Source organism: Pseudomonas sp. MEJ086, assembly GCF_030209025.1.
Classification (GTDB): Bacteria; Pseudomonadota; Gammaproteobacteria; order Pseudomonadales; family Pseudomonadaceae; genus Aquipseudomonas; species Aquipseudomonas fulva_A.
Genome location: NZ_JARVSV010000017.1, coordinates 19,481 through 45,395, shown reverse-complemented (window position 1 = coordinate 45,395; position 25,915 = coordinate 19,481). Strand labels below are relative to the sequence as shown.

The 25,915-nt window shown below is 62.1% G+C and carries 23 protein-coding genes and 1 tRNA gene; 6 read left to right on the top strand and 18 right to left on the bottom strand.

Annotated elements, in window-relative coordinates; genetic code table 11:
• Positions 1–978: 978 nt before the first annotated feature.
• From QRN22_RS11565 to QRN22_RS11555, 3 genes are all read right to left on the bottom strand, one after another.
• On the bottom strand, positions 979–1,950 hold the full coding sequence (locus QRN22_RS11565; RefSeq protein ID WP_042556129.1) for a magnesium and cobalt transport protein CorA: 972 nt from the start codon (positions 1,948–1,950) through the stop codon (positions 979–981).
• Positions 1,951–2,014: 64 nt separating this feature from the next.
• Positions 2,015–2,749 carry a lysophospholipid acyltransferase family protein gene (locus QRN22_RS11560; RefSeq protein ID WP_042556128.1) on the bottom strand — a complete coding sequence of 245 codons (735 nt, stop codon included), beginning with the start codon at positions 2,747–2,749 and terminating at the stop codon, positions 2,015–2,017.
• 129 nt (positions 2,750–2,878) lie between these two features.
• The gene (locus QRN22_RS11555) at positions 2,879–3,568 is read right to left on the bottom strand and encodes a crotonase/enoyl-CoA hydratase family protein (protein WP_042556127.1); all 690 of its coding nucleotides are present in this window, start codon (positions 3,566–3,568) and stop codon (positions 2,879–2,881) included.
• Between the two features lie 343 nt (positions 3,569–3,911).
• Between QRN22_RS11555 and QRN22_RS11550 the strand changes: the two genes are divergently transcribed.
• A tRNA-Ser gene (locus tag QRN22_RS11550) sits at positions 3,912–4,001 on the top strand.
• 302 nt (positions 4,002–4,303) lie between these two features.
• Here the strand turns inward: QRN22_RS11550 and QRN22_RS11540 are convergent.
• Complete coding sequence (locus QRN22_RS11540; protein WP_042556126.1) at positions 4,304–4,741, bottom strand: hypothetical protein; 438 nt, start codon at positions 4,739–4,741, stop codon at positions 4,304–4,306.
• An 820-nt stretch (positions 4,742–5,561) separates the two neighbouring features.
• Here QRN22_RS11540 and QRN22_RS11535 point away from each other — a divergent pair.
• From QRN22_RS11535 to efp, 3 genes are read left to right on the top strand one after another with little or no spacing between them, the layout of a single operon-like run.
• The gene (locus QRN22_RS11535; protein WP_042556125.1) at positions 5,562–6,911 is read left to right on the top strand and encodes an MFS transporter; all 1,350 of its coding nucleotides are present in this window, start codon (positions 5,562–5,564) and stop codon (positions 6,909–6,911) included.
• A 32-nt stretch (positions 6,912–6,943) separates the two neighbouring features.
• Positions 6,944–8,068 carry an elongation factor P maturation arginine rhamnosyltransferase EarP gene (gene earP / locus QRN22_RS11530; protein ID WP_042556124.1) on the top strand — a complete coding sequence of 375 codons (1,125 nt, stop codon included), beginning with the start codon at positions 6,944–6,946 and terminating at the stop codon, positions 8,066–8,068.
• Between the two features lie 46 nt (positions 8,069–8,114).
• Complete coding sequence (gene efp, locus QRN22_RS11525; RefSeq protein WP_042556123.1) at positions 8,115–8,687, top strand: elongation factor P; 573 nt, start codon at positions 8,115–8,117, stop codon at positions 8,685–8,687.
• 99 nt (positions 8,688–8,786) lie between these two features.
• On the opposite strand, the gene QRN22_RS11520 is transcribed toward efp, so the two are convergent.
• The 3 genes from QRN22_RS11520 to QRN22_RS11510 form a co-directional block, all read right to left on the bottom strand.
• A complete protein-coding gene (locus tag QRN22_RS11520; RefSeq protein ID WP_042556122.1) occupies positions 8,787–9,344 on the bottom strand; it encodes a Smr/MutS family protein in 558 nt (185 codons plus the stop codon).
• 48 nt (positions 9,345–9,392) lie between these two features.
• The gene (locus tag QRN22_RS11515) at positions 9,393–9,716 is read right to left on the bottom strand and encodes a hypothetical protein (RefSeq protein ID WP_042556121.1); all 324 of its coding nucleotides are present in this window, start codon (positions 9,714–9,716) and stop codon (positions 9,393–9,395) included.
• 96 nt (positions 9,717–9,812) lie between these two features.
• Positions 9,813–10,412, bottom strand: a complete 600-nt coding sequence (locus tag QRN22_RS11510; RefSeq protein ID WP_042556120.1) for a cysteine hydrolase family protein — start codon at positions 10,410–10,412, stop codon at positions 9,813–9,815.
• 246 nt (positions 10,413–10,658) lie between these two features.
• On the opposite strand from QRN22_RS11510, the gene prmB reads away from it, so the two are divergent.
• Positions 10,659–11,564 (top strand): 50S ribosomal protein L3 N(5)-glutamine methyltransferase, encoded by a 906-nt coding sequence (prmB, locus tag QRN22_RS11505; protein WP_042556133.1) that lies wholly within the window; start codon positions 10,659–10,661, stop codon positions 11,562–11,564.
• A 209-nt stretch (positions 11,565–11,773) separates the two neighbouring features.
• Here prmB and cobF read toward each other — a convergent pair whose 3' ends face one another.
• From cobF to phhA, 5 genes are all read right to left on the bottom strand, one after another.
• Positions 11,774–12,538, bottom strand: a complete 765-nt coding sequence (gene cobF / locus QRN22_RS11500) for a precorrin-6A synthase (deacetylating) (RefSeq protein WP_042556119.1) — start codon at positions 12,536–12,538, stop codon at positions 11,774–11,776.
• A 155-nt stretch (positions 12,539–12,693) separates the two neighbouring features.
• Positions 12,694–14,952 carry a glucosylglycerol-phosphate synthase gene (ggpS, locus tag QRN22_RS11495; protein WP_042556118.1) on the bottom strand — a complete coding sequence of 753 codons (2,259 nt, stop codon included), beginning with the start codon at positions 14,950–14,952 and terminating at the stop codon, positions 12,694–12,696.
• A gap of 99 nt (positions 14,953–15,051) precedes the next feature.
• Positions 15,052–16,341, bottom strand: a complete 1,290-nt coding sequence (locus tag QRN22_RS11490; protein WP_042556117.1) for an MFS transporter — start codon at positions 16,339–16,341, stop codon at positions 15,052–15,054.
• Positions 16,342–16,532: 191 nt separating this feature from the next.
• The gene (locus QRN22_RS11485) at positions 16,533–16,889 is read right to left on the bottom strand and encodes a 4a-hydroxytetrahydrobiopterin dehydratase (RefSeq protein ID WP_042556116.1); all 357 of its coding nucleotides are present in this window, start codon (positions 16,887–16,889) and stop codon (positions 16,533–16,535) included.
• A gap of 133 nt (positions 16,890–17,022) precedes the next feature.
• Positions 17,023–17,808 (bottom strand): phenylalanine 4-monooxygenase, encoded by a 786-nt coding sequence (gene phhA / locus QRN22_RS11480; protein WP_042556115.1) that lies wholly within the window; start codon positions 17,806–17,808, stop codon positions 17,023–17,025.
• 281 nt (positions 17,809–18,089) lie between these two features.
• Here phhA and QRN22_RS11475 point away from each other — a divergent pair, with 281 nt between their 5' ends.
• The gene (locus QRN22_RS11475; protein WP_042556114.1) at positions 18,090–19,643 is read left to right on the top strand and encodes a sigma-54-dependent phenylalanine hydroxylase transcriptional regulator PhhR; all 1,554 of its coding nucleotides are present in this window, start codon (positions 18,090–18,092) and stop codon (positions 19,641–19,643) included.
• A gap of 40 nt (positions 19,644–19,683) precedes the next feature.
• On the opposite strand, the gene QRN22_RS11470 is transcribed toward QRN22_RS11475, so the two are convergent.
• The 6 genes from QRN22_RS11470 to QRN22_RS11445 all read right to left on the bottom strand — a co-directional run bounded on the left by QRN22_RS11470 (position 19,684) and on the right by QRN22_RS11445 (position 25,890).
• Positions 19,684–20,346 (bottom strand): DUF799 domain-containing protein, encoded by a 663-nt coding sequence (locus tag QRN22_RS11470; RefSeq protein ID WP_042556113.1) that lies wholly within the window; start codon positions 20,344–20,346, stop codon positions 19,684–19,686.
• 5 nt (positions 20,347–20,351) lie between these two features.
• Positions 20,352–20,708 carry a DUF4810 domain-containing protein gene (locus QRN22_RS11465; protein ID WP_042556112.1) on the bottom strand — a complete coding sequence of 119 codons (357 nt, stop codon included), beginning with the start codon at positions 20,706–20,708 and terminating at the stop codon, positions 20,352–20,354.
• 17 nt (positions 20,709–20,725) lie between these two features.
• On the bottom strand, positions 20,726–21,394 hold the full coding sequence (locus tag QRN22_RS11460; protein ID WP_042556111.1) for a CsgG/HfaB family protein: 669 nt from the start codon (positions 21,392–21,394) through the stop codon (positions 20,726–20,728).
• 375 nt (positions 21,395–21,769) lie between these two features.
• Complete coding sequence (locus QRN22_RS11455; protein WP_042556110.1) at positions 21,770–24,115, bottom strand: TonB-dependent siderophore receptor; 2,346 nt, start codon at positions 24,113–24,115, stop codon at positions 21,770–21,772.
• 289 nt (positions 24,116–24,404) lie between these two features.
• Positions 24,405–25,376: a FecR domain-containing protein gene (locus QRN22_RS11450; RefSeq protein WP_042556109.1), complete on the bottom strand. Its 972-nt coding sequence runs from the start codon at positions 25,374–25,376 to the stop codon at positions 24,405–24,407.
• Positions 25,360–25,890 (bottom strand): sigma-70 family RNA polymerase sigma factor, encoded by a 531-nt coding sequence (locus QRN22_RS11445; protein WP_042556108.1) that lies wholly within the window; start codon positions 25,888–25,890, stop codon positions 25,360–25,362. Before QRN22_RS11445 ends, QRN22_RS11450 begins: the two co-directional genes overlap by 17 nt.
• Between the last annotated feature and the right edge of the window lie 25 nt (positions 25,891–25,915).

The window sequence follows — 25,915 nt, the reverse complement described above, 5'->3', positions numbered from 1 at the left end:
GTAGGAGCCCGCTTGCGGGCGATGCGTTGGCGGCCATGACTCAGCAACGCGTCAGGCACGGGAATCGCCGGCAAGCCGGCTCCTACGCGACAGCTATGTCACCCATTCCGTAGGAGCCCGCTTGCGGGCGATGCGCTGGCGGCCATGCCGCAGCAACGCGTCAGGCCCGAAAATCGCCGGCAAGCCGGATCCTACGCAGCAGCGCTGCCACCCATTCTGTAGGAGCCCGCTTGCGGGCGATGCGCTGGCGGCCATGCAGCAGCAACGCGTCAGGCCCGGGAATCGCCGGCAAGCCGGCTCCTACAAAGCAACGCAGCCAGCAATTCCGTAGGAGCCCGCTTGCGGGCGATGCGATGGCGGTCATGCTGCAACAACGTCTCAGGCCCGGGAATCGCCGGCAAGCCGGCTCCTACGCGACAGCGATGCCACCCATTCTGTAGGAGCCCGCTTGCGGGCGATGCGATGGCGGTCATGCTGCAACAACGTGTCAGGCCCGGGAATCGCCGGCAAGCCGGCTCCTACGCGACAGCGATGCCAGCAATTCTGTAGGAGCCCGCTTGCGGGCGATGCGATGGCGGTCATGCTGCAACAACGTGTCAGGCCCGGGAATCGCCGGCAAGCCGGCTCCTACGCGACAGCGATGCCAGCAATTCTGTAGGAGCCCGCTTGCGGGCGATGCGCTGGCGGCCATGACTCAACAATCCGTCAGGGCCGAAAATCGCCAGCAAGCCGGCTCCTACGCGACAGCGCTGCCACCCATTCTGTAGGAGCCCGCTTGCGGGCGATGCGCTGGCGGTTATGACTCAGCAACGCGTCAGGCCCGAAAATCGCCGGCAAGCCGGCTCCTACAAAGCGACGCAGCCAGCAATTCCGTAGGAGCCCGCTTGCGGGCGATGGATGGCGGTTATGCCGCAACGTCAAACCGTGGCCTCCATTCTCCGGCATGTCGGCTCCTGCGGGGTTGGCTGCAGGGGCCATCTACAGCCAGCCGTAATGGCGGAAGCTGGCGTACAGGCCGACGCAGCCTGCGCCGATCACGCCCAGGACCGCGAAATAGCCGTACTGCCAGGTAAGCTCGGGCATGTTGTGGAAGTTCATGCCGTAGATGCCGGCCACGGCCGTGGGAAAGGCCAGTATGGCTGCCCAGGCGGCAAACTTGCGCTGTACCACGCTCTGTCGGGATGACTCCAGCAGCAGGCCGATCTCGATGGCGTGGTCGGCCATCTCGCGCAGGTTGGTGAGGTCTTCGAGCAGGCGATTGACGTGGATGGCGACGTCACGAAAGTACGGGCGCATGTTCTTGTCGATGAACGGGAAGTCCAGGCGCTGCAGTTCCTGGCATATCTCCGCCAGCGGACCGATGTTGCGGCGCAGGCGCAGCAGGTTGCGGCGCAGATGCTGAATGCGCACCACCTCGGCGTGGCTCATGGCGCATTCCAGCACGGCCTGCTCGAGCTGCTCCAGTTCGGCGTAGTAGATGTCCATCAGCGGTCGGTAATTTTCGATGATGAAGCTGAGCAGGGCGTAGAGTACGAAGTCTTCGCCGTGCTCGAGCAGCAGCGGCCGTGCCTCGCAGCGCTGGCGCACCCGGGAGTAGGGCGCGGACTCGCCATAGCGAGCGCTGATCACGTAGCCCTTGCCGGCGAACAACTGGGTTTCCACGAAGGTCAGTTCATCGCCGACCTGCACCGGTGAATAGAGCACCAGAAACAGCGCATCACCGAAGGTTTCGAGCTTGGGCCGAGTGTGCCGTTGCAGCGCGTCCTCCAGGGCCAGCTCATGTAGGTTGAACTGCCGCTGCAGGTTGCCGAGCTCTTCGCTACCGGGATCGTGCAGGCCTATCCACACGAAGTGCTCGGGTTTGTTGGCCCAGTCGCGCCCCTCGTCGAGATTGATATCGCTGACCTTGTGGCCCTTGCTGTAAACGGCTGCTGCGACGACTTCGCCCATGGTGTGCCCCGTGCGTTACCTGTTCGCGGCAGCTTACCTGCTTATCTCGCGTCGCTCAGCCCCTTTACGCCGGCTTCGACGTGCTCGCCAATTCGGCATCCATCGCATCGATGCAGGTCTGCATGCGCGAGCGGCACGTTTCGATCAGTTGCGGCAGGTCATCCATGCTCAGGCCGGCGGTGGGGATCTCCGGCAGTGAGCGGATCATCACCCGGCCGCTGTTCCAGGCATTGAGGCGCAGACTGCGTACGTAGCTGCTGGCACACACCGGGATGATCGGAACACCGGCGGCAACGGCCATCTGGAAGGCGCCTTTCTTGAACGGCAACATCTCGCCACCACCATTGCGGGTACCTTCCGGGAAGACCCAGATGGAAGTGTTCTCATGTTGCAGCGTATGGGTGGTCGCCAGCATCGAGCGCTTGGCCTTGCGTGCGTTGCCGCGGTCGATCAGTACATTGCCGGCCAGCCAGTACAGCTGGCCGAACAGGGGCACCCATTTGAGGCTCTTCTTGCCGATGCTTACCGTGCGTCGGGGCACCACGCAGCCGATGACATAAAGGTCGTAGTTGGACTGGTGGTTGGCGATGATCACGCAGGGGCGGTCATGTTCGGCCAGATTGCGCGTATCGGTCTGGACCTTGATGCGCAGCAGGCGCAGCGCCGGCAATGAATACAAGCGCGCGCACAGGCGGCTGTTGTCAGGGTGGAATGGGCGACACAGGCCCAGCAACAGCCCAAGAATGCCTGCGCCGATGAAATGCACGCCCATCATCAGCATGCGCAGTACGAAGAGCATGGTTGCGACCCACTCGAAAAAGGTCGCGCAGTGTAGGGGTGGCCCGGTTTTTGGGCAATTGCCAGGCCATTACCAGTGATTGCCGACGTTCAGGCATGCAGTCGATCGGGCGAAAGCATGCCTGAAACCTTACAGGGCGTGCTGCTTGTCCAGTTCGATGGACTGGGCGAGGGTTTCCAGCAGCGCAGCACGGACCTTGAGCTTGGTCTTGCGGTGGGCATTCATGTTGATCTTCTTGAACTGCGCAGCGACGGCCAGTGCAGTGACCACCAGTTGGTCAGCCGGTACCACCTTGTCGAGGAAGCCCGCATCTACTGCGCTCTGCGGGTCGAACATCTCGCCATTGATCACCGAGCGGTGAAAGGCCGACTTGCGCAGGCGGTCGCGGGCCAGTTCGATGCCCACGTGGTGCATGGTCATGCCGATCTGCACTTCATTGAGGCCAATGCTGAAGGACCCCTCGACACCGATGCGGTAATCGCTGGAGAGCAGCAGGAACGCACCCTTGGCCACCGCATGGCCCGGGCAGGCGACGATGATCGGGTAGGGGTGAGCGAGCATGCGCCGCGCCAGGGTCGAACCCGCGGCTACCAGGTCGATGGCATTCTGCGGGCCGGAGGTCATCACCTTGAGGTCATAACCGCCGGAGAGAATCCCCGGCTGTCCGGTCAGGATCACGATGGCCTTGTCCTGGGTAGCGCGATCCAGGGCCTCATTGAACGCCTCGATCACCGCAGGGGAAATGGCATTCACCTTGCCGTTGTTCAGGGTCAGGGTGGCGATGCCGTCATCGAGTTGGTAGCTGATCAGGTCGCTCATGGTCGACTCCTTGTTCTGGATATGCGGCTGACGTTACCCATCGGACGAGGTCAGGTAAAGCACGAAGGGTGACCGTAGAGTCAGGCTTCAGCCTTGGCGAATGCAGGGCCCCGTCCCAGCGTGGCGCCGATGATGGATCGCGCGGATCTGCACTGCCGTCACTCCCTCATGTGCCCGACTGCAGTCGGCACGCCCGCCTTGAGTCGGTCTTGCGCGCTCTAGCAGCATGCCGTTTATCCTGGGTCATGGCTTAAATGCATGAATCTGCTGAAAAAAGTTTGCCTTTGGGAAAACCTTCGATTACATTAGTGCGCCTCGACAGACAGCATGTCTGGCGAGATCCGGTGAAGTGTCCGAGCGGTTGAAGGAGCACGCCTGGAAAGTGTGTATACGAGAAATCGTATCAAGAGTTCGAATCTCTTCTTCACCGCCACTTTCGCAATACCTGAAGCCCTGAAAACGTCACCGTTTTCGGGGCTTTTTGCATTCCGGGTCAGGTAGCCGTCAAAGCAGTGTCGAACGCACCTTGATCACGTGCTCGTCCTGCGGCACCTAGTAGGCGAGGCGGTGCTGGACGTTACTGCGCCGCGAGCACGCGCCGTTCAGGTCCTCTGCGAGCTTTTCGTAAGTCGGTGCTGGAGGGTGGAAGAGGCCGCACTCGTCCAGCAAGGCTGCAGTCCTGCCCTGCAAGCTGCAGCAAAAGGCTCCTTGGCGTTTTCTTCAGCTTCCTAAGGCTCATACCACTTTCGACCTGGGGTAGCTCTTCTGGTAGCGCGTCAGTTCGTCTTTGCCTGGCTCGCGGTAAGGCGTGCCCGGGCCGTCATTGGCGATGAAGAACGTGTCCGATGAAGAATGCTTTGCCGCTGCCTTGGAAACCGTATCGAGCGGAGTCCAGGGCAATACGACTGAACCCTTTTTGAAAGAGGTGCAGCCGTTGATCGAAGCGAGATAGAGGGTTTTTTCCGGCGCGCCAGGTGTGGTCACCGTCACTTCACGCTCTTCGAGCAGCCGTTTGGCAAGCGCCGCACCAAGCAGTCTTGCAATGGGCACGGTGAGGTTATCGATGTTGCCAGGAACCGCCACCAGCACGTCGTCATTCTTGTTCATGGCTAGGCGCAGAACCCGGGCGAATTCGTCTGCGAAAATGCCGTGTTTGATCGTGTGATACATCATGATCCGCATCCTTACGTTGATGTTTGAGCACTCAGGCTAGAGCAGGATTGCTGGCGCTTCAAATAGATTGGCGTGTATCGACCCTCGCGAGCTCGTACGCAGGCAACAGCCATGGTTAGCTGCGACGAGCGGTTAGCCGCAGAATTGGAGCGAGCTCAGTCGTGCTGCTTCTCGGAGAATAGCTGCTAAAGCTAATGCCTTCCCGGATGCAGCAAGTTTTGTTCCAGGAAATGCAGGGGTGGCGCATGGTCTGCTGCTGCGGCAGCCTTTGCCGTGTGCGTCGATGGCGGGTGTGAGCAGGCGGGATGAAGCGAGCAATAGCCGAAGCATGGCCGTTCCTTGGCTGGTGTTATGGCAATAAGCTACTACTAACGTGGCTAGTCTGGGTAGCTGGGCTTTCATACAGCCGACCGTTGGTAACTGCGCGGGCGACTGGGTAAAGAGAAATACGCCAATGGCCAGGACGATCTTGTCCGTTTCAGGGCGCTGCTGTATCGTCCGCGCCCTGCCATGATGCGGCCTGTGGCAAGCTGAAAGAGCGGGGCGGCGTACGAGTCCCGTCTTCACAGCCACTTTCGAACAACACCAAAAAAGCCGAAAACCGACCGGTTTTCGCTGGCTTCGGGCTTCTGGTGTCCGGCTTTCTGCGGCGCCAACCCTCTCCGAGCATCCAGCACTCAGCCGAGCACAGCTCGCAGGCGAGAGTCTGCGCCTCTGCGCTTCAGGTTTCGATTGCTGCCTGTGCAACGGCACGGCACTTCCAGTTTCAGTCACCTGCCCATGGCGGGGGCGGACTCCTATCATCGTTTCTGAGGTTTTTATGTCGCAACTGCTTGGCATGGCGCTGGGGCCCTTGCTCGGTTTATTCATCATCAGTATCGGTAATGGCTTCATTTCCTCACTGACCACGCTGCGTCTGGATGCGGCCGGGGTGTCGGCGACGGTGATCGGCATCGTGTCCGCGTCGTACTTCATCGGCCTGACCCTGGGCGCGCTGTTCAACGACCGTTTGATCCTGCGCATCGGTCATATCCGTGCCTACAGCAGCTTCGCGTCGCTGACCGCAGTCAGCGTGCTTCTGCAGGGTTTGTTCTTCGATCCCTGGGCCTGGTTCGTCTTCCGGCTGATCGCCGGTTGGTCGATTCTCGGCGTATTTCTGGTGGTGGAGAGCTGGATGCTTCTGGCTGGCGATCAGAAGGTGCGCGGCCGCCTGCTGGCGTTGTACATGATGGCGTTGTACGGCTCGGGCATGCTCGGGCAGTTGCAGCTCGGTGCCATCGACGCCTGGGGGGAGACCGCTCCCTTTATGGTGGCGGGGTTGCTGGCCTCGTTGTCGGTGTTGCCGATGGGCATCATTCCTCGGGTGACCCCGCTGGTCGAGAAGGTCGAGCCGCTGTTGCCGCAGCAACTGATCCGCATGACACCGACCGGGGTGATCGGCTGCTTCGGCTCGGGTATCGCCATCGCCGCCGTGTATTCACTGCTGCCGCTGTATCTGCAACGCGTGGGCATGAGCGTCAGCGAAGTCGGCCAGATGATGGCCAGCGTGATTCTCGGCGCCATGCTGCTGCAGTACCCGGTGGGGCGCTGGTCGGACCAGTACGATCGTCAGGTGGTGCTGATCGCGTTGAGCATCTTCTGCCTGGCGATCTCCGTGGCCATCATGGTGTTGCCATCCTCGCCGCTGTTGCTGATGGTTCTGCTCTTCCTGCTCGGCGGTGGGGTGTTCGCCGTCTATCCGGTGGCGGTCAGCCACGCAGCGGATCGGGCACCTGCCGGTGCTCTGGTGCGCATGGTCCAGGGCTTGCTGTTGATCAACTCGCTCGGTTCGGCGATCAGCCCGCTAATGATTTCACCCCTGATGGAGCGTGATGGCGATGCCGGGCTGTTCATGGCATTCAGCCTGCTCAATGGTTGCCTGGTGGTGCTGTTCTTCTGGCGTCGCAAATTGCGTCCGGCGCCACAGCCTGTGGCACCATTCGAGCCGGCGACCCCTGCCTCGATGGTGGGGGCCGAGCTGCGGGTGACCGAAGACCTGGTGCAGGGCGCGCTCGAACACGAGCGCATGGAGGATCTCTCCGACGTGGTACCCGGTGTCGAGGTCGCCGAGCCCGTGGGCGATCCATCCCAGGGCGATCAGGTACGCAGCGGTGGTGGGCTTCAGGCCTGAAATGATCGAGGCCCAATGAAGGAAGTGCTGCGATGAAGTGGGACATTTTCTGCCGCGTCGTCGATAACTATGGCGATATCGGCGTGACCTGGCGACTGGCGCGGCAACTGGTGGCCGAGCACGGCGCCGAGGTACGTCTGTGGGTCGATGATCTGGTGGCGCTGACGCGGATCTGCCCAGAGGCGGATGCCGAGTTGGCGGTGCAGCGCCTGAGTGGCGTCGAGGTATGTCACTGGGCGCTGGCCTGGCAGTCGATCGAGCCAGCCGATGTGGTGATCGAGGCGTTCGCCTGCGAGTTGCCGGCCGATTACGTCGCGGCGATGGCGGCAAGCCCCACTGCCATCCTCTGGCTGAACCTGGAATACCTGAGCGCCGAAAACTGGGTCGAGGGTTGCCACGGGCTGCCTTCGATGCAAGGCAATGGCTTGCAGAAATTCTTCTTCTTCCCCGGTTTCACCGCGGGCACCGGTGGGTTGCTGCGTGAAGGCGATCTGCTGGGCGCCCGTGACGCGCTGCAGGAGGACGCTGACGCCCGTCAGCGTCTGCTCGAGTCGATGGGCGTGCGACCCGCTGCTGGTGCGCGTCTGATCTCCCTGTTCGCCTACGAAAACGCTGCACTATCCGGCTGGCTGGATGCCCTGGCGAGCGATGCCTCGCCCAGCCATTTGCTGGTGCCCGAGGGGCGGATTCTCGTTGACCTGCAGCACTGGCTGGGTCAGCCCATCGAAGCAGGCACGCTGGCCGAGCGGGGAGTACTGAGCGTGCAGGTGCTGCCCTTCATGCAGCAGGATCAGTACGACGCGCTGCTCTGGTGCTGCGACCTGAATCTGGTGCGCGGCGAGGATTCCTTCGTGCGCGCGCAGTGGGCCGGGCGGCCGCTGGTCTGGCACATCTACCCCCAGCAGGAGGGCGCGCACTGGGACAAACTGGAGGCGTTCATGACGTTGTACTGCCAAGACCTTTCAGCCGAGGCCAGCGCGGCGCTGCAGGGCCTGTGGCGCGCCTGGAATGGCAGCGAGCCCATGGCGCAGGGCTGGAGCGCATGGCTGCAGTGCCGCGATGAGCTGACTGCCCATGCCCAGGCCTGGGCGAAGCGCCAGGCGGTACGTGCAGATCTTGCCGCAGCGCTGGTGCAGTTTTACCGAAATTGGCTATGATACGCGGCCTCGAATTTTGTAAATCCATTCAGATCCGGATATTCGTATGAAAACCGCACAAGAAATGAAGCCTAACAGCGTGGCCCTGATCGATGGCCAGCCATGGCTGATCCAAAAGGCCGAGTTCACCAAGTCCGGTCGTAACAGCGCCATCGTGAAGATGAAGCTGAAGAACCTGATGAACGGCTCGAAGACTGAAACCGTCTACAAAGCCGACGACAAGATGGAACCGGTCATCCTTGAGCGCAAGGAAGTGAACCTGTCCTACATCAGTGGCGACGACTACGTTTTCATGGATCCGGAATACAACTCCTACGAGCTGCGCGCCGAAGATCTGGAAAGCGTTCTGCCATTCATCGAAGAAGGCATGAACGACGTCTGTGAAGCCGTGTTCTTCGAAGGCAAGGTCATCTCCGTCGACCTGCCGACCACCATCGTGCGTCAGTTGGCCTACACCGAAGGTTCCGCCCGTGGCGACACCTCCGGCAAGGTGATGAAGCCTGCCAAACTGAACAACGGTACCGAAGTGAAAGTGGCTGATTTCTGCGAAATCGGTGACTGGATCGAGATCGACACCCGCACCGGCGAATACAAGTCCCGCGCCAAGGCGCCGGTCTGATCGTCAGGTTAGCTGTGTGTTGAAAACCCGGCCTTCGAGCCGGGTTTTTTACATCTGTGATTCAAGGGGAGTGCGCGTCGGGCTGCCGAGCGCGGCGGATCACTCGTCGCGGCCGTCCATCATGGTGCGTTTGAGTATCACGTAAACCGCACCGGTGCCGCCGTGTTTGGCGACGCATGAGGTAAAGCCAAGCACCTGCGGGTGCTGGCGCAGCCAGGTGTTCACGTGGCTCTTGATCATCGGTTTGCGGCCGTCGGTGCGTACCGCCTTGCCGTGTGTCACGCGCACGCAGCGAACTTCCAGCCTGGTGGCCTCGGCGAGGAACTCCCAGAGGGTGTCGCGGGCCTTTTCCACGTTCATGCCGTGCAGGTCGAGGCTGCCGTCGAAGGGGATCTGGCCGAGCTTGAGCTTGCGCATCTGGCCGTCCTGCACGCCATTGCCGACCCAATACAGGGCGTCTTCGGCGCCGACGTCGATGACGAACTGATCGGAGAGGCCGTCGACCTTGATGGTGTCGGTGCGCAATGTGGCAGCCTGGCGCAGGGTAGCCAGGCGAGCACGGTCGCTCTTCGGCTTGCCGGTGTCGGCACGATCATGCTTGATCGGCTTCACGCCTTGCAGCTGTGCCTTGAACAGGGAAAGGTCATCGTCTTGCATTGGAGCCTCCGCAGGGGGCGACAAGTTTACCAAGCGGAGAAGGGCGGGTCAGTCGCGTTTCTTCATCAGGTGCGGAGACATGGCCAGGTCGGCCCTGCGCTGGCGCATGCGACGTCGGCATTTGCGCCAGCCCACCACGCCCCCGCAAAGCAGTACCAGACCAAGCATCAGCAGAACGCCCGCATCGCTGGTGGAATCGTTCAGATTGCCAAGTGCAGGTGGTCTGCCCAATAACGTTGCAGTACCCGCCATGGCCAGCAGAATACCGAATGTCGCGAAAAGCGCCGCCAGGGCGGCGGCAACGCGCAGTCGCCAGTGGCCCGATCCTCTCGGGCGTAGGCGTCGGGCATCGAAACCGTCTGATTGCTTCATGGGGCGACACTTCCTCGAAGGATCTTTTCGCTATGACTGGCAGGAACGAAGCGGGTTCAAACCAATGCGGCGCCTGGCGCCGCATTGGCAGCGGAGTTACAGCAGCGCGCTGGCGTCCGGAACCCAGGCCGCGAAGTTGTCTGCCAGGGCGATCATCTCGAAGCGGTGCATCTCGGCGGCGCTGATCACGTTGCCATCCGGCGTTGGCAGATCGCGGGTGGCACAGGCGGCGTCGACCACGGTACAGCGATAGCCGTAATCCTTGGTAGCGCGAATGGTGGTGCTGATACTGGAGTGAGTCATGAACCCGCAGACGATCAGGTCGAGGTGCCCCAGAGACTGCAGCTTCTCGTGCAGGTCGGTACCGGAAAAGGCGTTCGGCATGCGTTTCTCGACGACGATTTCGCCCGGCAGTGGTGCCACTTCCGGGAGGTGCTCGCCACGTGGGCCGCGGGGGTCGAGCAGGCCGCCAGGGATCCCCAGGTGCTTGACGTGAACGATGGCGCCACCCTGGGCGCGAACGGCATCCAGCAGCTTGGCGATTTCCGCCAGGGCTGCATCCAGGCCAGGCAACTGCACCACACCACTGCGATATTCTTCCTGGGCATCGATGACCAGCAGAGTCGCATTGCTCAGGTTGGCAGGCGCGTGGCCACGACCAGTGAGCTGATAGAACGTTTGCGGGTGGGACGACATGTACGACTCCTTGCTGGCGCGGTTAACGGTGCATATTGTCCGCCTCTATGACGCTGCTGTGAACCTCTCTGTTGGTTGTATTGCAGCGTAGCGGTCTCGGTAGCCCAAGTGAATCGTTTCAGCTCCCGGGCTCCGTTAGCCGCCGGCCCACCCAACAGGTGGCTGGCAGCGCTGGATTGCCGGGGTAGGCCTGCTAAACTAACGCCTTTTGCCCGGAGCCAAGTTGTGACCGATGCCCGCCCAGCCCTGAACACCCGCCTGCGCACCTTGCGCGATTACATCCGCTGGGCCGTGAGCCGCTTTCAGGCAGAGGAGCTGTTCTTCGGCCATGGCACCGACAACGCCTGGGACGAGGCACGGCAACTGGTGCTCGGCGCCCTGCATCTGCCCTGGGAAATCGCCGACAGCTATCTCGATTGCCGCCTTGAAGAAGACGAGCAGCAACATCTGCACGCCTTGCTGCAGCGCCGCATCGCTGACCGTGTTCCCACCGCCTACCTGCTCGGCGAGGCGTGGTTCTGCGGTTTGCCTTTCATCGTCGACGAGCGTGTGCTGGTGCCGCGCTCGCCGATCGCCGAGCTGATCGAGCAGCGTTTCAGCCCCTGGCTGTCCGCAGAGCCGGCGCGGATTCTCGACCTGTGCACCGGTTCGGGCTGCATCGGCATTGCTTGTGCTTATGAATTCCTCGACGCCGAAGTGGTGCTCGGTGACCTGTCCTACGAGGCATTGGAGGTGGCCAACCGCAATATCGAGCGCCATGGCCTCGATGAGCGGGTGTATACCGTGCAGGGTGACGGTTTCGCTGGTCTGCCAGGGCAGCGCTTCGATCTGATCGTTTCCAACCCGCCCTATGTGGATGCCGAAGATTTCGCCGACATGCCCGCCGAGTATCAGCACGAGCCGGAAATGGGCCTGGCCTGCGGCGATGATGGGCTGGATCTGGTGCGCCGCATGCTGGCCGAAGCGGCCGATCACCTGACCGACAAGGGTCTGCTGATCGTCGAGGTGGGCAACAGCCAAGTGCACGTCGAGGCGTTGTATCCCGAAGTGGATTTCGCCTGGTTGGATTTCGCCCGCGGTGGCCACGGCGTGTTCATGCTGTCGGCCGAGCAGTGCCGCGAGCATCAGGCGCTGTTTCGCGGCCGCTGCTGAGGCGACATTACGTTCCGTTAGCTCGAGTCACGGGCCCGCTATGTGACGTAAGCGATCGTAAGGCCACTGCCTGTGGGAGCGGGCCATGCCCGCGAAAGATCACGGGCATGGCCCGTTCCCACAATGAATCGTCAGGCGCTTGCAGTCGAACGCTCAGGTAATGCACGGCAGGTCATGAATGGGCCGCGGTCGGAGTCCGTGAGTCTGGCTCAGGCCTCGCGCCCGCCGCGGCGCAGTAAGTAGCTGTCCATGATCCAGCCATTGGCCTGGCGTGCGGCAGCGCGGGTCGTGACGATTTGCTCGGCCACTTCGGCCAGCTTTCCTGAGATAAGAATCTCGTCCGGCGTGCCGACGTAGGCGCCCCAGTAGATATGCAGATCTTCGCCCACCACATGGCGATAGCTGTCCTGCGCATCGAGCATCACCACCACGCTGTCCACGCCCTCTGGCCAGCCTTCGCGCAGGCGGCGGCCGGTGGTGATCTGCACGGCACGGCCGATCTGGTTCAGCGCAATGCGGTGGCGCGCGGTAAGCGCCTGGACGCTGGTGATACCGGGAATCACCTCATAGTCGAGCGGCATGCCACTGGCGATAACGCCGTCGAGAATGCGAATGGTGCTGTCGTACAGTGACGGGTCGCCCCAGACTAGAAAGGCACCGGTTTCGCCCTCCTGCAACTGCTCGAGCAATTGCTCGAACACGGCCTGCTTGTCACGATTGAGACTGTCGATGCTGGCTTCATAGTTGGCTACATCGCGTTCGCGTTCCGGATTGGTCGCTTCGAGGATTCGATAATTGCGACCAGGCTCGATATAGCGATCGAGGATCAAGCGGCGCAGGGCGATCAGTTTGTCCTTGGCTTCACCCTTGTCGAGGATGAAGAACACGTCGGCGCGATTGAGCGCCTTGATCGCTTGCGTGGTGAGGTAGTCAGGGTCACCGGCACCGATGCCGATGATCAGGATGTCTTTCATGCTGCGCGTCTCGTACTTGCAATGACGCGCAGCATATCAGTTGCAGACCGCGGAGCAGGGTAGAACACCACTTGTGGGTGCGGGCGGGGACGCTCAGTCCATGCCCACGAAGCTGTCGCGGGCATGGCCCGCTCCCACAGATCTATTAACTTGGCTCAGCCGGCCGCCAGCTTCAGCACCGTCTCTTCCTCCGGCTCGGCGACGCCGGCGAGGAACTCGTCACCCCAGCGGCGAATATCGTTGTAGTTGACGATATCGAACAGCTCGCGCATCCGTGCACGGGCTTCGGACTTGGGCATGTTCAACGCCAGGTAGCAGGTGTGCGCCAGGTCGGCGGTATCGTGGGGGTTGGTCAGCAGCGCGCCCTTGAGCTCCGCTGCAGCACCCGCGAATTCCGAAAGCGCCAGCACGCCCTGGCCTTCGAGCAGGCCCTGGGTGGCGACGAACTCCTTGGCCACCAGGTTGAGGCCGTCGCGCAGCGGCGTGATCCACATGACATCGGCCATGGCGTACCAGGCCACCACTTCGTCGAACGGAAAGCTGCGGAAGAAGAACTGCACGGGCGTCCAGCCAATGCGGGCGAAGCGACCGTTGATGCGCCCCACGGCTTGTTCGATCTGCGATTGCAGCTCGTCGTAGATGGTCATTTCGCGGGCCGCCGGCACGCAGATGCTGACCAGGGTGATTTTCTTGTGCAGCTCCGGGTTGTCGGCCAGCAGGCGCTCGTAAGCCTGAAGTTTTTCGAGGATGCCCTTGGTGTAGTCAAGGCGTTCCACCGAGAGAATCAGCCTGATACCGCGCAGCTCGTCACGCAGTTGGCTCATCTGCTCGCGGGTCTTGTCCTGGGCAAGGGCGTTGCGCACGCGGTCGATATCGAGGCCAACCGGATGGGCACCAAGCTTGACCACGCGGCTGCCGGTGTCCACGGCGGTGGTCATGCGCTCCAGGCCCACGGCGCAGCCATAGGTGACGAAACGCGGTGCGCAGTTCTGTCGACTGACGGTTTGCAGCGGCGTGACGCCACGGGCCACGTCGACGAAGTTCTCCACCTGACGCGGGATATGGAAACCGATGTAGTCGCATTGCAGAAGGCTGCCGATGATCTGCCGGCGCCACGGCAGTACGTTGAATACGTCGGCCGATGGGAAGTAGGTGTGGTGAAAGAAAGCGATGCGCAGGTCCGGGCGCAGTTCGCGCAGGTAGCCCGGCACCATCCACAGGTTGTAGTCGTGCAGCCAGACGATGGCGCCTTCCGCGGCTTCCTTGGCGGTGCGCTCGGCGAAGGCACGGTTGACCTTGAGAAACACCTGCCAGTCATCCTCGTCGAAGCGTGCGCGCTCCCAGAAGGTGTGCAGGGTCGGCCAGAAGGCTTCCTTGGAGAAGCGCTTGTAGAAGATGTCGACTTCTTCCTTGCTCAGTGCCACCCGCGCGGCGGTGAGTTTCGGGTAGCGCTCGGCATCCACGGTGGTATGGGTTTCGAATGGCTCGTCGCCTTTCTCGTCGACCGCCCAGGCGACCCATGAGCCAGGGCGCGAATCACCGAAGAAACTCATCAGGGTCGGAATGATGCCGTTGGGCGAGGTTGGGCGACGGCGCTGCACTTTGCCGTCCACGCGGTGTTCTTCGTAGGGCAGGCGGTGATAGACCATCACCAGCTCGGCACGGCCCGGCTTGGTTGCCGTGCGCTTCTCCGCGGCTATGCCATGTTCACCGAGAAAGCCGAAATGCACGAAGGCCTGCAAGATACCGCCGCAGCCAGGGCGATCGGCCTGCAGGATCCACGACTGGTGCTCGGTCGCCTTGATCAGGTTCGGCTCGGACTCGCCAACGCAGACGCCCTTGTAGGTGCCGTCGAGCATGTTCAGGTCATTGAGGGTATCGCCACAGGCCAGCACCTGACCGGCGTCGATTCCCAGCCAGTCGACCAACGCCTTGAGGCTGGCGCCCTTGTTGATGCCCTTGGGCAGAAAGTCGAGGTAGCGATCCGCGGAGTAGAGCAGATCGCAACCTAGCGTTTCTGCGACCTGGGCCAGGACCGGGTCGGCAGCCTGTTCGGGCGTGCAGAAATAGGAGCAACGGCGCGCCTGGGGGACGTCCTGGCGCTCCAGGCCGAAGCCTTCCACGGCCTGGGCTACCTGGCTTTCACCCGGCCAGCGAGCATCGACCTGGCTCTGCAGCAGTTGGATCGGTTGCAGGGTGTCGCCATGCACGAAGGTGGCGCCGACGTCGGCGATGATGAAGTCCGGTTGTGGCAAGGTCGGGTCGGCCAGCAGCGGCAATACCGCTTCGAGGCTTCGGCCGGTGACGTAGGCCAGCTGAATTTCCGGGTGGGCGGCGATGGTCTGGTAAAGGCTGAGACGATCCTCGGGATCGCCAGCGAGAAAGGTTCCATCAAGATCGGTTGCAAGTAGCATGCGCTGTCTCCCTGTCCATGAGTGGTGCAGTGACGCGCCGACATCAGCCGACGAGCAAAGCGGGTGCCTTTAGGCACCTCTGTTCTGTAGGCGTCGTGCCTACGATGAGGCGGTGACGGGCTCCCGCTCGTCACCCTGGTTATCGTTGTCCGTGTCGTTTTCATCGTCCGAGGGCGGCGCGTCGGGCATCAGTTCCAGCACGGTATGACTGGTGCGTAGCATCGGCACGAAGTGCGCCTGTTCACCCGAGACCAGATCGCTGACGTGACGCAGACGATAGAAGGTGTAGGCCGCCAGCAATCCCAGGGTGGCCGCGAAGTACAGCGGCAGGGCGGCGGCGCCGGTGTACTGCATCAGTAGCCCGGCGAGCAGCGGCCCGCAGACGGAGCCGATGCCATTGACCATCAGCAGGCTGCTGGAGCCGGCAAGGATCTCGTCGCTGTGCAACTGGTCGATGAGCTGCGCCACGGCGACGGGATAGATGGCGAACGACAGTCCGCCAAACAGGAACATCAGGGCCAGCAGCGGCCGGCCGGCCGGCAGCAGGCTCATCAACAGGGCGACGAGCACCGCAGCGCTGACCACCCAGAACAGCACCCAGCGTCGATCATGGGTGTCGGAAAAGCGCCCGATCGGCCACTGCAGCAGAGCGCCGCCGAGAATGGTCGCGCTCATCATCAGGCCGACTCCGGCGGCATCGAAGCCATTGAGGCTGGCATACACCGGCGCCATGCCCCAGAACGCACCGAGTGCCAGGCCAGACAAGCCCGCTGCAGCAATCGACAGTGGCGCGATGCCGGCGATGGCGCGCAGGTTGGTATGCAGGGTATCCGGCACGCTCGGCTGCGGCTGGCGGGTCAGGGTGATGGGCATCAGTGCCGCACTGATCAGCATCGCCGCCAGGGCGAAGAGCAGGAATTCGCCAGGGTCTGCCAGGTTCAGCAATTGCTGCGCGGCAGCCAGAGCACCCAGATTCACCGCCATGTACACCGCGAACATCTGTCCGCGTTTGTCGTTGGGGACCTGAGCGTTGAGCCAGCTCTCGATGACCATATACAGGCTGACCAGCGCCAGGCCATAGAGCACCCGCAAGCCCAGCCAGACCCAGGGGTCGACGATCAGCACATGGAGCAGCGCGGTGATCGCGGCGAGGGCGGCGCAAAAGGAGAACGCACGAATATGCCCAACGCGACGAACCAGCGGAATAGCCAGCCAGGTGCCGAGAAGAAAACCGACGAAGTACCCGGACATGATCAGTCCGAGCATCCCGGTGGAGTAGCCTTCGGCGACGCCACGCAGGGTCAGTAGAGTGTTGAGCAGACCGTTGCCGAGGAGGAGTAACGCGACCCCACCCAGCAACGAGCTGATAGGGGCAATCAAGGACCACATGGCGAACAACCCTAGGGGACTATGCCGATGATGGCAAGCAGGAAGCGCGCCAGTGATCTTTGCGATGGTTGTCTAGGTTCTTGATAATTAAGATTAATTTTTGCCGACGAACGGTCTTTGCGTTTTTTCCGGGAGTGAAAGGCACCAGCGCAGTGCGCTAAGGAGCGACTTTTTCCCGTTTACGGGGCAGATCATTTGCGCCCATCGGCACCCTTGGCCAACTCGTCGGTGCGTGCCGCCATGATGAAATCGTTGCGATGCAGGCCCTTGATCGAGTGGCTCCACCAGGTCACCGTGACCTTGCCCCATTCGGTGAGCAGGGCGGGGTGATGGTTCTCCGTTTCGGCGATCTCGCCCACCGCGTTGGTGAAGGCCAGCGCATGTTTGAAGGTGCGAAAAGCGTAGGCCCTTTCGAGCTGCATCACGCCGTCGCGAACCTCGATGTTCCAGTCGGGAATCTGCCGCAGCAGCTCCGCCAGCTCGGTTTCGCTGACTTTGGGGGCGTCGGCGTTGCAGGCCTCGCAGGTGGCTTTGGTGAGATCAGTCATAGATGGCTCCGCTGGTAAGTGGTCAGGACTATGCGAATTGAACATCGTGTAGGAGCCCGCTTGCGGGCGATCGCTCTACCGCCAATCATCGCCCGCAAGCGGGCTCCTACGATCCAGATTTTTATCTGTTCCATCAAGCCGCCCTGGGCGGAAACTTCGGCTCGTGCAGGCCCAGGCGCATCGCCTCCTGAACGTGGCCCATGATGTCTTCCTGGGCCAGGGCGTACAGCCGTTGCAGATCCGGCAGCACGAAATACAGCGGCTGCAGGATGTCGATACGGTAGGGCGTACGCATGGTTTCGACAGGATCGAAGGGCAGGTGTTCGGGCTCTGCGGACAGACAGTACAGCGCTTCCTTGGGTGAGGAGAGAATTCCGCCGCCGTAGATGCGCTTGCCCGCCGGGGTATCTACCAGCCCGAACTCGATGGTCATCCAGTACAGGCGAGCGAGAAACACCCGCTCCTGAGGCGTGGCGGCCAGACCCAGGCGGCCGTAGGTGTGGGTGAACCCGGCGAACCAGGGGTTGGTAAGCAACGGGCAGTGACCGAATATCTCGTGGAAGATGTCCGGCTCCTGCAGGTAATCCAGCTCCGCTTCGCTGCGGATGAAGGTGGCCACCGGAAACTGCCGATTGGCGAGCAGTTCGAAGAAGCGTTGAAAGGGAATCAGCGCCGGTACCTGCGCGACTTGCCAGCCGGTGGCGGCGCGCAGCACGCGGTTGATGTCCGGCAACTGGGGAATCCGGTCACGGGGCAGGGCGAGCTCGTCCAGGCCATCGAGATAGGGTTGGCAGGCCCGTGACTCGATCACCGCGAGCTGGCGCTCGATCAGCGTCTGCCAGGTGCGATGCTCGACCTCGTCATAGTGGATAAAGCCGCTCGCGTCAGGCTGCCTGGCGACGTACTGGCTGGCTTTCATCGGGCGATCTCCCTGGTCTGTCACGGCTCGGTTTACGGGCTATCGAGGGGGCGGGTACGCGACGCATCAAGGCCGCTGCAGCTGGCGTCGCCAACCCTTTCCATGGCCTGCAGCATGGCCCAGGCTGGAGATATCGGGGAGCGCATGCGCGATCCGTTCCAGCGTCTTGGGCGGGCTTTTCGTAAAGAAAGGATTACGTCTTGTGCGAAACCTTGTCCTGAGCCAGGTCGCATCCACTAGACTGGCAAGAAACCTTGACGAAAATAACAAGAGCGGCCGTCATGCGTATCAAGATCCACTGCCAGAACCGTGTTGGCATCCTGCGCGATATCCTCGAACTGCTGGTCGACTATGGCATCAACGTCGCACGCGGCGAGGTCGGCGGCGAGCAGGGCAACGCCATTTACCTGCATTGCCCCAACCTGATCAATCTGCAGTTCCAGGCGCTGCGCGCCAAGTTCGAAGCCATCACCGGCGTGTTCGGCGTCAAGCGCGTGGGCCTGATGCCCAGTGAGCGTCGCCATCTGGAGCTCAACGCCTTGCTCGGTGCGCTGGAATTCCCGGTGCTGTCCATCGACATGGGTGGCAGTATCGTCGCCGCCAACCGGGCCGCTGCCGGTCTGCTTGGGGTACGGGTGGACGAAGTACCGGGCATCGCGCTGTCGCGCTACGTCGAGGATTTCGATCTGCCGGAGCTGGTCCGCGCCAATCGCTCGCGCATCAATGGCCTGCGGGTGAAGGTCTGTGGCGACGTGTTTCTCGCCGATATCGCACCGCTGCAAAGCGAGCACGACGACAGCGAGGCCATGGCCGGTGCGGTGCTGACCCTGCACCGTGCCGACCGTGTCGGCGAGCGCATTTACCAGGTGCGCAAGCAGGAACTGCGTGGTTTCGACAGCATCTTCCAGAGTTCCCGAGTGATGGCGGCCGTGGTGCGTGAGGCGCGGCGCATGGCGCCGCTGGATGCACCGCTGTTGATCGAGGGCGAAACCGGCACCGGCAAGGAACTGCTGGCCCGCGCCTGCCACCTGGCCAGTCCGCGGGGCCAGTCGCCGTTCATGGCACTCAACTGTGCCGGCCTGCCGGAGTCGATGGCGGAGACCGAACTGTTCGGCTATGGCCCAGGCGCCTTCGAGGGGGCTCGCGCCGAAGGCAAGCTGGGCCTGCTGGAACTGACGGCGGGTGGCACCCTGTTTCTCGATGGTGTCGGCGAGATGAGCCCGCGCCTGCAGGCCAAGCTGCTGCGCTTTCTGCAGGACGGCTGCTTCCGCCGCGTCGGCAGTGACGAGGAGGTGTACCTGGATGTGCGGGTGACCTGCGCCACCCAGCTCGACCTCTCCGAGCTGTGCGCCCGTGGCGAGTTTCGCGAAGACCTGTACCACCGGCTCAACGTGCTGAGCCTGCACATCCCGCCGCTGCGTGAATGCCTGGATGGCCTGCAGCCGCTGGCCGAGCATTTTCTCGACCGCGCCAGCCGACAGATCGGCTGCCCGCTACCGGGTCTGGCGCCCGCCGCGCTGGACAAGCTGGGCCGTTACCATTGGCCGGGCAACGTGCGGCAGCTGGAGAACGTGCTGTTCCAGGCGGTGTCGCTGTGCGACGGCGCAGTGGTGAAGCCCGAGCACATTCGCCTGCCGGGCTACGGTGCGGTGCAGCCGCTGGGCGACTTCTCGCTGGAAGGCGGGCTGGACGCCATCGTCGGGCGTTTCGAGAAGGCCGTATTGGAGCGCCTGCACGGGGAATTTCCCAGTAGCCGCTTGCTCGGCAAGCGGCTGGGCGTGTCCCACACCACCATCGCCAACAAGTTGCGCGAGCATGGGGTTGGCAAGGAGTAGAAGGAAACGAGCCCGGTGATCCGGGCTCGTCTGGCGGGCGTCAGCGAGCGCTGACGGGCCGCGCGCGCGGGCCGGGCAGAATGCCGTTGACCGGGTTGCTGCTCAGCAGGCGGGCACTGGTGATGCCGGCGATCTCGTGGCCGCGATCGTTCAGCGTGTTCATCACCTGATTGACCAGCGCGGTGATCAGGATGCCGGCCAGGCCGCCGCCGCTGTTCTGCTGCTGTTCGGCGCTGCTGGCCCGGGCGATGCCTTTCCACAGTTCCTTGCCGGTGCGCAGGTCGACCAGCGTGGCACTGGCGGCCACCGCTACCTCGCTGCTGATCACCTTGTAGCTGCTGCCGTACTCGGTCACGTCGATGTACAGCACGGTGTCGGCACCGAAGATCTCGTAGAGCTTCTGCGGCGGGACTTCGCGGATTTCCTCGGCGTTGAGCATGCCGTTCTGCTTGAAGGTCTCGTTGACCACTGCCACCGGAAGCACGTAGTAGCCGGCCTCGCTCAGGGGCGCGGTGATCAGCGAATACATGCTGAAGGTGGCCTTGATGTCCGGGGATTTGTTGATCGGTGGCAGCACCAGAATGGAGGCCGGGCTGCTTTCCTTGAAGGCGCTGTAGTCGTAGGGCTGCTGGGTGGCACAACCGGCCAGCAGGGCGATGGCGGCCAGGGCCGCGAGTGTTTTGAGAGAGGTCAGTAGAGGCATGTCGGTCACTTGGCCATATTGCGCATCAGGAAGTCCATGTACTGAGCGGACTCGGGGAACAGGGCCTTCTCGGTTTCGAATTGCTGGCGCACCTGATCGGGCTTGCCAATCTCCGCGTACAGCATGCCTAGATGGGCATGGAAGCCTGGCGGCAGAGTGCGATCCGCCGCGCGGGCTTTCTGCACGCTGGCTTCAAGGGCGGCAATCTGCTCTTCGGGGCCGGTGGTGTTCTCGAAGCGCTGATAAACCTGCTGCTGATAGCCATCCCAGTAGTACAGCGATTTGGGCTGCTGGGCGCAGCCGCCCAGCGTTGCAACGGCGAGCAGGGCTGCCAGCAGAAGGGGAGTACGGGCGAATTTCATGGTCGAGTTCTCCGCGCTCACTTGACCGGGCGCCAGGCGCCGCTGTCGACACCGCTGACCAGGTTGTTCACGGCTTCACGAATCGCCAGGTCGAGCACCTTGCCATTGAGCGTCGAGTCGTAACTGGCGGTGCCGCCGAAGCCGATGACTTCACGGTTCGACAGGCTGTACTCGCCGGCGCCCTGGGTGGAATAGACCACTTCGGACGTGCTGACGTCGACGATATTGAGATTCACCTTGGCGTAGGCGATCTGCTGTTTGCCGCGGCCGAGAATGCCGAACAGCTGGTGATCGCCAACTTCCTTGCGGCCGAACTCGGTGACGTCACCGGTGACCACGAAGTTGGCGCCTTTCACCTGCTGGGCCTGCTTGGAGAAGCCCGACTCCTGCTGCAGCTCTGCCAGGTTGTCGCGGTCGAGCACATTGAAGCGGTTCGACTGCTGCAGGTGGGTGATCAGGATGGTTTTGGCCTGCCCGCCAAGGCGGTCGACGCTGTCGCTGAAAATGCCGCGCAGATAACTGGAACGGTTATCGAACTTGCCGACGGCGATCGGGCTGCGCGGACCGTTGTAATGGCTCGCTGCGGTAGTGACCTTGGCGACTTCCAGGGTGCGCGAGCTTTCGGTGGCGCAACCGGCGAGCAGCACGAGCATGCCGGCAAGGCTGGCGGTGATGATCTTGTTCATACGAATCTCGTGAAAAAGTGGGCAGGGCAAAGCCTGTAACGGACAGGAAGCTGCCGAACACTTTCACAAGGCGCTAATGCATGGGGGTAACTGTCGCGCTGGGTGCTGCGCGAGGGAGACTGCCGAAGTCTGTCCATGACGTTAAATCCGAGGTACGGGTGTACGTGCTTCCTGCGCAGGCGATTTTAATGATCATCGCCACGCATTGCCAGCGTTGCCGGTCATCGATGTGATGGGGTTGGTAAAGCGTTGCCTGAGAAGCCCGCAGGGCGGTGGCAGTCTTCCGAGGCAAGGTGCTGCTGAGCGCAGAGCCGCTCGGCAGGCATCTCGCAGCACCTTGGCAACGGTGCTGCGAGCATTGCCCCGACACTCCGGTCAGTAGGTGTACTTCAGGGCGGTCATGAAATTGCGCGGCGGGCCGTAGATGCCATTACCCGCCGACCCCATGAAGTACTCCTTGTCGAACAGGTTGTTGACGTTGAGCGAGGCGGTCAGGTTTTCGTCGATGTCATAGCGAACCATCAGGTTGGCGAGGGCATAGCTGCTTTGCGTGTAAAGATGCAGGTTGTCTCCGGTCTTGCTTTCCCAGTTGATCCCGCCACCAATCGTCAATTTATTCAGGGCACCTGGGAGACGATAGGTGGTGAAGGTCTTGACGCTGTGTCGAGGCGCCCGGGTCAGGATGCGCTCGTCGTCCTTGTTGCGGGTAACGCTGTAAACGTAGCCGCTAGTGAAGTTCCAGCCCTCTGCGAGTTCGCCATTGAGCTCGAGCTCCACGCCCTCAGTGGTCGTATCGTTGTAGAGGTCGTAAGTGCGCTCGGCGCTGCTCCAGACGGCCAGGTTGTCCTGCTCGGTCCTGAACACGGAAAAGTTGGAGTTGAGGCGACCATCATTGAAGCTGCCCTTGATGCCGGCTTCATAACTGGTGCCTTCTTCCGGCGCTGGCGACTCGACGTAGTCCTGGACGAAGGAGTCCTGTGGCTGGAATATCTGCGTGTAACTGGCATACACCGACCAGGTGTCATTCAGCGCGTGAACCAGGCCCGCGTAGGGAACGAAAATCCCGCTTTCTCGGCTGTTCTCTTTGCTCTTGAGGCCAGTCGTGTAGGACGTGGAATCCTTGTTCTGCTTCCAGTCGGTGACTCGGCCACCCAGCAGCAGACTTGTATCTTCGGTCAGGTGCAGGCGTGTGCTCAGGTACGCACCATACTGATACTCGTGAGATGTCGATTTCCCGCTGCGGTTGAAGGCAGGCCTTGGTGTCGCATCGACCCAGTCTGATGCATTCGCAACGGTGAGGGCGGATCGCAACGCGTAGCCGGGGCTGCTCGACTGCAATTGCGACAGCGTGACGCCCCCGATCAGTTCATGCTCCTGGCCGAACAGTGAGAAGGGGCCTGTCACATAGGCGTCCAGGCTGTCCTGATCGACATCGCTTGCCCAATGAACCGGGCGCACGCTGCCACCTGTTCCCGTTGCCTGGTCGATGTTGCCTGTCAGGTTTCCAGTGATGGTGTCATAGCTGTACTCGGTGTGCGTGAGCTCTGCCTTGGCATTCCAGCCTGACTCGAAACTGTGTTCGAGCGATGTGAAGACGCTGCTCAGTTCATGGTCGTAGTACTGCCACTTGGGCGTATCGTTGTCTTGTGCATCGAAATGGATGCGCTGGCCGTTGCTGTAGAACATCAGGCTGGGCCTTACAGGAGAGTCGGTGTCTCGGGTGATATGGCTGAAGCCGAGCGTGAGCAAGGTGCTGTCATTCAGATCCACTTCGGTAATGCCATAGAGGGTGAAGTAGTCCTGCTGGTAATTGTCTGTCCAGGCTCCCTGCTGCTTGTAATCGACGACTGCCCGAGCACGGATATTACCGTTCTCCGTCAGGGGGCCGGAGACGTCCACGCCTGTTCCATATCGTTGCCAGTTGCCTGCTTCGGCATTCAGGATGACTTGCGGCTCGTAGGTTGGGCGTTTGCGGATCATGTTGATCGTCGCGGATGGCGTTCCCAGCCCGCTCATCATGCCGGTAGCGCCACGCACGATCTCGATGCGGTCGAAGATCGCCGTGCTTTGCAGGTAGTTGCTCAGTGATGACGAGGTCGGCACGCCATCGATCTGGAAGCTTTTGATGGAAGAGCCGCGCGCCCAGATTTGCGGGGCGTCAGCCCCCATGCCCAGCGGTTTGACGGTAACCCCGGGGGTGGCATCCAGCACGTCACTTAAGTTGGTCAGGCGTTGGTCATCCATGCGTTGCCGGGTTATCACCGCAATCGACTGTGGTGTTTCCTTGGGCGACAGGTTGAGGCGCGTGGAGCTGCTCGTCGACCAGGTCGTGTAGGAGCCGGTGCCCTCGGTCGTCGAGCCAGGCGCCTTACCGGAAATGCTTAGGGCCGAGAGCTCCAGGCCATTGCTGGTTGGTAGCGGCTTTAGCTCATAACGATTCTCGCCGGTTTTCACCGCTTCCAGGCCGCTGCCCTCAAGCAGGATCGCCAGCGCCTGTTCGATGCTGTAGCTGCCGTCCAGAGCGCGACTGTGCTGGCCGCTGGTCAGGCTGGCATCGCCGGCCAGGAAAATGCCGGCTTGAGCGGCGAGGCGGTTGAGTTGCGTGGCCAGCGGGCCGGATTCGAGTTGGTAGTGTTCGGCGGCGCTGGCCAGTGGTGCGAACAGGGCCAGGGCGATGGCCAGGCTCAGGGGGCGTAGAGAAACCGAGGGGCGAGGGGACATGGGTGTTCCTTGGCTGATGGTATGGCAGTGTCATCAGCTAATTCGGATGAGACGGGAAAACCGGAACGCGGAAATGAAAATAATTTTCAAATGGATTTCTTGTTTTCTTTGAAAAGCGCTGTGGTGGCGATAGTGGTCATTCATTACGGAGACACCAAGTGGTGGGCTAAAGCCCACCCTACAGCTGGATGTGCGCAGCCCTGTAGGTTGGATGGCAAGACGGTATCTGCCGAGGAGCTGGGCTTCAGCCCACCAGATCGAATGTCCGCCACAGCGTTTGATCGAGCGGCTACCGCCTGGCTTCGAGGCTGATCCACCACGGCAGTGGCCGTTCGATGCGGATCGGCAGCACGCTTTGCAGCATGCTCAGGCTCTGTGGCAGATCGTTCAGCGGGAAGGTACCCATCACCCGCAGATCGGCGATTTCCGGTGCGACACCGATATGGCCATGGTGATGGCGGGCCAGTTCGGTGATCACGTCGCCCAGCGGTCGTTCATCGGCCTGCAGAATCCCTCGCGACCAGCTCTGCCGTCCGTTACTGGCCGCTTCCTCCGTGTTCAGCTGTGCGGCATCGAAACGGCGCTGGCGGCCAGCGGGTACCACCGTGGCTACCTCGCTCTGATCGCCCAAGCGAATGGCAACCTGGCCCTCGAATACGTCGAGTCTCGTCTGGTCTGCTTGCTGACCAATACTGAAGCGGGTACCCAGCGGCTGCAGGCTGCCTTGAGCGGTTTCGACGAGAAAAGGTCGACTATCCCTGGCGGTCTCGATCAGCACTTCGCCCTGAATCAGGCGCAACACGCGTCGTTGCGCCGTGTAGGCAATGTTCAGCGCGCTGCTGCTGTTCAGCCAGAGGCGTGTACCGTCTTCCAGGCTAAGCGAGCGGATTTCACCGACAGCGGTGCGCTGGTCGGCACGCCAGGCCAGCAGACTCTGCCGCGCCGGCGCCCAGCCGAGGCGGGCGAGCAGGGCGCCGCCGGCAAACGTGGCCAGGCCCAGCAGCACCTTGCGTCTGGAGTGTTTGAGGCGCCTGGCAGCGCTCAGGGTTTGCTGGGCGGTGTCGCGATCGTCCTGCAGAGGCGAAAAACGCATGCCGATACGCTCGACGTATTGCCAGGCCAGGCGATGACTGTCGTGCTGGGCGTACCAGCTCTGCCAGTCGGCGCGCAGCGCTGCATCGGCGTCGCCCTGAAGTTGCGCGTACCAGTACGCAGCCTGTTTGAGCACGGCGTGATCCGGGGCATCAGACGAGCGCTTCATCCAGCTCCATCTCCAGCAGCAGGCACTGGTACATGGCCTGGGCCAGGTACTTGGTCACGGTGCGTTCGGATACGCCCAACTGCACGGCGATCTCGCGGTAGGTAAGGCCCTGCAACTGCGCCAGCAGAAAAGCCTCGGCGACCCGCTCCGGCAGGCGGGCGAGCATGCCGTGAACCTGCTGCAGCGCTTCGAGCACCATGGCCCGATGTTCCTCGGAAGGGACGCAGACATCCGGACGACTCGCCAGCACATCGAGCCAGGCCTGCTCGACCTCGCGACGGCGCCAGAAGTCGACGCACAGGTGTCGTGACATGGCGTGCAGATAGGCGCGGGCGTGACTGTCGCTGTCGAACTTGCGAGGTTTGCTGAGCAGGCGCAGAAACACGTCGTGAGCCAGGTCCGCCGCATCGCTGACATTGCCCAGGCGCCTGCTCAGCCAGGCGTGAATCCAGCCGTGGTGGGCGCTGTAGTAGCCCTCCACCTGGCGTGCGTAGGAGTCGTCCAGGGTAGACATCGAAATCAATCACATATGCGAAGTG